4 protein-coding genes are annotated in these 5,232 nt (G+C 74.1%); all 4 read right to left on the bottom strand.

What is annotated here, in order from left to right; genetic code table 11:
• Nucleotides 1-960: 960 nt before the first annotated feature.
• The 4 genes from ABZ370_RS43895 to ABZ370_RS43880 all read right to left on the bottom strand — a co-directional run bounded on the left by ABZ370_RS43895 (nucleotide 961) and on the right by ABZ370_RS43880 (nucleotide 4,866).
• Nucleotides 961-1,881, bottom strand: coding sequence for a cation diffusion facilitator family transporter (locus ABZ370_RS43895; RefSeq protein ID WP_358634180.1), 921 nt, complete (start codon nucleotides 1,879-1,881; stop codon nucleotides 961-963).
• 97 nt (nucleotides 1,882-1,978) lie between these two features.
• Complete coding sequence (gene manA / locus ABZ370_RS43890; RefSeq protein WP_358634177.1) at nucleotides 1,979-3,172, bottom strand: mannose-6-phosphate isomerase, class I; 1,194 nt, start codon at nucleotides 3,170-3,172, stop codon at nucleotides 1,979-1,981.
• 73 nt (nucleotides 3,173-3,245) lie between these two features.
• The gene (locus ABZ370_RS43885) at nucleotides 3,246-4,586 is read right to left on the bottom strand and encodes an SIS domain-containing protein (protein WP_358634175.1); all 1,341 of its coding nucleotides are present in this window, start codon (nucleotides 4,584-4,586) and stop codon (nucleotides 3,246-3,248) included.
• 94 nt (nucleotides 4,587-4,680) lie between these two features.
• On the bottom strand, nucleotides 4,681-4,866 hold the full coding sequence (locus tag ABZ370_RS43880) for a Trm112 family protein (RefSeq protein WP_358634172.1): 186 nt from the start codon (nucleotides 4,864-4,866) through the stop codon (nucleotides 4,681-4,683).
• Nucleotides 4,867-5,232: the final 366 nt, after the last annotated feature.

Here is a 5,232-nt window from a genome sequence, read left to right as displayed (position 1 = left end):
GGCCTCCTCGAACGACAGCTCCTTGGGCTTGGGCAGCAGATTCCAGGTGGGGACGGTGACCTTCTCCGCGAAGGCCTGGGCGTCGCGGGGCTGCTCCGCCGCATACGGTCTGGGCTGCGCGCTTGGGTCCCGGGGGGTGGCGTCCCCGGTCCCCACCAGGCCACAGCACCCCGCTCGCCGCACGGTAGGCGGTACGCGGGCCCGGCAGCAGGATGATCAGCGCAAGGCCCGCCAGATACGTTGAAAGCCGGGGTTGCGTCCCTGGCCCTCTGGCGGGTTCCGCCCCGCACTCGGTGTGGGTTGGCCCCGGGGTCCCGGGCCGGGGCGCTGAGTCACGGTCCGTTTCGGGGCGGCAGGCCCGGCCGGAGCCGCGTCCCGGTCCCCAGGACCGTGCGGCGGAGGCGGGCGGGGAACGAGGCCGTACCGGGGGCGTGCAGCCGCAGCGCGGATTCGCCGATCCTGAGCGGCCGCAGGCCGAAGGCCGGGGCGGGCGGCACCTCGCCAAACGACGACCCGGCCGACGGTGGACCGCGCGGCGCGGCCGGTGGCCCCGGACGTGGCGCACAGGCCCACTGGCCGGACGACGCCCGGCAGGCACCCCGCGATCCCGGGCTGCGCCCCTGGAGCCCGTCAGGCGCTCGTCCTCGCCCTCACCCGGCCTGGGGCACGTCACTGGCCCTCCAGGGCCTCGGGAATCGCGCCCCGGGCCCGCCTCGCGCCAAGCAGCGGCGCTTCCTCGTCCCCGGCCCGGGAAGTCTCGCCGCGCCCCGCCGGGGCTGCGGCCTTGGGAGCCGCGTCCCTGGGCCCGTTCCCGTGCTGTGGGGTTCCCCTTCCCCGGGGCCAGGCTGCGTCGATGCCGGGGCTGCGCCGTTGGGGGATCGGCGGCCTTCGGGGTTCCTTGTCGGGCGGCGAAGGGGTGTAGCGCGATCGCCCCGGCCTGTTGGCCGGGGCGATCGGGGGTCAGGTTGTGGTGGGCCGGAGGATGTCTGGTTCCAGGTAGATCACTCGGGCGATGGGGACCGCCTCGCGGATGCGGGCTTCCGCTGCGTCGATCGCGCGGGCGACGTCCGCCGCGCTGTCGTCGTGCTGGACTGCGATCTTGGCGGCCACCAGGAGTTCTTCCGGGCCCAGGTGGAGGGTGCGCATGTGGATCAGGCCGGTGACGGTCTGGCCGTCGACGACCGCTTCGCGGATCTTGGCGACCTGGTCGACGTCGGCCGCCTCGCCCAGCAGGAGGGACTTCGTCTCCGCCGCGAGGACGAGGGCGATCAGGACCAGGAGGGCGCCGATGCACATGGTGCCGATGCCGTCCCAGATGCCGTCGCCGGTCAGGATGGCGAGGCCGACGCCGCCGAGGGCGAGGACGAGGCCGACCAGGGCGCCGAGGTCCTCCAGGAGGACGACGGGCAGTTCGGGGGCCTTGGCGCGGCGGATGAACTGGGACCAGGACAGCTTGCCCCGGATCTCGTTGGACTCCTTGATGGCCGTACGGAACGAGAAGCCCTCCGCGATGATCGCGAAGAGGAGCACGCCGACCGGCCAGTACCAGGCCTCCAGCTCGTGCGGGTGTTTGATCTTCTCGTAGCCCTCGTACAGCGCGAAGACGCCACCGATGGTGAACAGCACGATGGAGACGAGGAAGCCGTAGATGTAGCGCTCGCGGCCGTAACCGAAGGGGTGCTCCGGGGTCGCGGCGCGCTTGGCCTGTTTGCCACCGAGGAGCAGCAGCCCCTGGTTACCCGAGTCGGCCAGCGAGTGCACGCCTTCGGCGAGCATCGACGACGAGCCGCTGAAGGCGAACGCCACGAACTTGGCTACGGCGATTGCCAGGTTGGCGCCCAGCGCGGCAACGATCGCCTTGGTTCCGCCTGATGCACTCATATGTGCCGAATGTCCCTTCCAGACTCATGGCAGTTTTGCTTGAGCTTTACTACCGTCACGGCGGGCCATTGTTCCAGCCCGCCGCGGGAGCCTGACGTCAGGCGGTCAGTGTGGCCCTGAACACAGTGCCGTCGCCGGTCACGGTGACCTCTTCGCCCGCCCTGAGGAAGGCCGATTCGCCACGGGACAGACGTAGTTCATCGTCACCGCGGAGCGAAACCTCGCCCGCCGCGCACAGCAGGATCTGCGGTCCGGAGGAGGGGAGGTCGCGCGGTGCGGCGCCCTCCGCCAGGACGTACCGGGAGAGCCGGAACTCGTCGATGGGGGTGGTGTACAGCTCCTCGCCGGAGGGGTCCTCCTCGGGGCGCAGTACGGCCGGGGCGTCGCTCTCGAAGCGGACGACGCGGAGCAGTTCGGGAACGTCGACGTGCTTGGGGGTCAGCCCGCAGCGCAGCACGTTGTCGGAGTTGGCCATGATCTCGACGCCGAGTCCGTCGAGGTAGGCGTGCGGGACGCCCGCGCCCAGGTACAGCGCCTCACCGGGCTGCAGCGTCACGAAGTTGAGCAGCATCGCGGCGATCACGCCGGGGTCGCCCGGGTAGTGCCGGGCGATGGTGGCGTACGCCGCGTACGCCGAGGCGTGCGGGCCGTCGAGTGCGCCAAGTCGTTCGGCGGCGGCCGCGGCCTGGTGCACGGTCTCGGCGATCGCCTCGCGGTCAGCGGTCAGGACGGCCGTCAGCACCTCGCGCAGGGCGTGCGACTCGGGGTGGGCGTGCAGGATGTCGACGTACGGCTTGAGCGAGTCGACCTCAAGTGCGCCCAGCAGCGCGGCGGCCTCGTCGGGGCCGCGGAAGCCGCAGAGCCCGTTGAACGGCGTGAGGGCGCAGATCAGCTCGGGCTTGTGGTTGGCGTCCTTGTAGTTGCGGTGCGGGGCGTCCACCGGAACGCCCCGGGCCTCCTCGTCCGCGAAGCCCTCCTTCGCCTGCGCGAGGTTCGGGTGCACCTGGAGGGAGAGCGGCGACGCCGCGGCGAGCACCTTGAGCAGGAACGGCAGCCGCGGCCCGAAGGCCCGTACGGCGCCCGCGCCCAGCTCGCGCTCCGGATCGGCGGCGATCACGTCGGACAGCGCGACGGAGCCCTCTCCCCGGTCGACGCGGGACGGCGCCCCGGGGTGTGCGCCCATCCACATCTCGGCCTGCGGCTCGCCGGTCGGCCGGGTGCCCAGCAGTTCGGGGATGGCGGTGGCGGAGCCCCAGGCGTAGGGGCGCACGGTGTTGACGAGGCGGTCCATGCGGTGCGGTTCCTGACTGTCCGGGGGGATGCCGTTTTCCGGCGCGGGGCCGGTCAAGGGCTTGCGTACGGCCTCAAGTTCTATCCGCCGAACCAAGCGCGAGGTAAACGGCGGCGAAATCCGTGATGGCGAGAAGTTCGGCCGCGCGCTCCAGCGGACTGCCTTCGTCCGGTTCCAGCTCGCTGACCGCCGTATCGTGCGCCAGCGCGAGTTCGCGGGCCGCCGGGACGGCCGAGACGGGTCCCACCGGTTCGTCGTGCAGCAGCACGATCCGGGCCCGCAGCGCCTCCGGCTCGTCGACCCGGTCGCGGAAGAAGTCGTCGGGGTCGGCGCCGCCCGCGAAGGCCCCCGCCAGCAGCGTGCCGTGCGCGGCCAGCGCGCCGGGCAGTTCGGTGGCGAGCGCGGGGCGCCCGGCGAGCGTCGCGAGCAGCCCCGCGAAGCGCCGTCCGGTCGCGGCGGCCACCGGGCCCTCGGTCCACAGCAGCGGAAGCGCCTCGGCCAGCTCGGCCGCGAGCGTCTTCGCGGGGTTGGTGTACGTGGCGATCGCGGGCCCGCAGCGCTCGGCGACCCGGTCCAGCCGGTCGGCCACCTGCTGCAGCGCGGCGGGCGGCGCGGCGATCAGGCCGATCCGGTCGACGAGCATGAGCAGCGGGGTGAGCAGCGCCCACAGCGTGCCGGGCAGGGCGGGGCCGGTGACCTCGTCCGGTGCGGTGCCGGGCGGCTCTATGTGCGGTGGGGTGGTGTGGCGGTGTGCGTGGGTGCCCGAGGGTTCGCCCAGGGCGCCTTCGGGGGGTGGGCCTTCTGGGGCGGCTTCGGGGTGGCCTTGGGGGTGGCCTTGGGGATCGCTTCGGGGATGGCTTTGGGGGCGGGGGGCTTCGGGGGGTGTGGCGGCCTCGTGGGGTGGTGGGTACGGGCCGTACGAGGACGTGGCCAGCGGCACCATGAGGCCGCGTGCCTGCGCCACCGCGCCCGCCAGCGGCGAGTCCCCGGGGGCCACCGCTACGAGCGCGCAGCCCCGGCGGTACGCCTGCTCCACGAGGCGCGGCAGGCCCGGCTCCGTGCCGTCCGGCGTCGCGATGACCAGCAGGTCCAGCGAGCCCGCCCAGCCGGGCAGCGCCCAGCGCAGTGCGCCGGGGGCGGGGGCGACGCCGGTGGGGCCGATGAGGCTCACCGGGATGTTGCCGCCGCTGAGCGCGCCGAGGAGGTCGGCGGTGCAGCTTCCCGCCGCTCCCGGGCCCGCGACCAGGACCGCGCGCGGGCGGCCGTCCGGCTTGAGGTCCGCGACGCCCGCCTCGGCGGCGTGGCGGGCCGCCGTACGGACTCTGGCGCCTGCTTCGGCGGCTCCGCGCAGGAGCCCGCGGGTGTCGGCCCGGGCGAGGGCCTCTGGGGCGTCGAGGAGGGATTCGTCGAGCATGGAGCTACGGCCTCCGATCGCCGTGGGTGGGGCCTGCTGTCGTCCGGCGTCGTTCAGGTGTCGACCGGTGTCGTTCTGACGCGTCGGGCGGCCGTCAGGCCGGGCGGCGGGCCTCGTCCACGAGCAGGACCGGGATGCCCTCGCGGACGGGGTACGCGAGGCCGCAGGCCTTGCCGTCCGTGCACACCAGCTCGGGGGTCTCCTCGGCCTCTTCCTCGCGGAGCGGGGCGTGGCACGCCGGGCAGGCGAGGATCTCCAGAAGACCGGCTTCGAGCGGCATGGGGTGTCCCTTCGGATGTTGGTCCAGTCGGACGGGGGTCCGGCGTCGTCAGGGTACCGCTGGGGGTGGCCTCGGCGCGGCCGGTGGCCCACGTCCTGGCTCCGCCCCGGGGTGGGCTCCGGGAGGTCTTCTTTCCCGGCGCGGGGCTTCTCGGGGCCCTCTCCTGGGCCCCGGCGGCGCCGAGGGGGCCGTCCTGTAGGCGTGCCGGGGCGGGCGCCTGCGGCGGGCCTTTCCCCACCCCGCCCCTTCCCGAAACCGGGGCTCCGCCCCGGACCCGGCTGGGGCTGCGCCCCAGACCCCCTCTCGGGGGCTCCGCCCCCGCACCCCCGCCGGGGCTCCGCCCCCGGACCCGGCTCCTGAAACGCC

The sequence above is a fragment of the Streptomyces sp. NPDC005962 genome, assembly GCF_040629205.1.
Classification (GTDB): domain Bacteria; phylum Actinomycetota; class Actinomycetes; order Streptomycetales; family Streptomycetaceae; genus Streptomyces.
Note: the sequence above shows the minus strand (reverse complement) of the source record. Positions and strands in the feature narration are given on the sequence as shown.

What these genes read in the sequence shown, in the direction of transcription:
- ABZ370_RS43895 (WP_358634180.1), bottom strand. Translation starts at nt 1,881, where the DNA reads ATGAGTGCATCAGGCGGAACCAAGGCGATCGTTGCCGCGCTGGGCGCC.
- manA (WP_358634177.1), bottom strand. Translation starts at nt 3,172, where the DNA reads ATGGACCGCCTCGTCAACACCGTGCGCCCCTACGCCTGGGGCTCCGCC.
- ABZ370_RS43885 (WP_358634175.1), bottom strand. Translation starts at nt 4,586, where the DNA reads ATGCTCGACGAATCCCTCCTCGACGCCCCAGAGGCCCTCGCCCGGGCC.
- ABZ370_RS43880 (WP_358634172.1), bottom strand. Translation starts at nt 4,866, where the DNA reads ATGCCGCTCGAAGCCGGTCTTCTGGAGATCCTCGCCTGCCCGGCGTGC.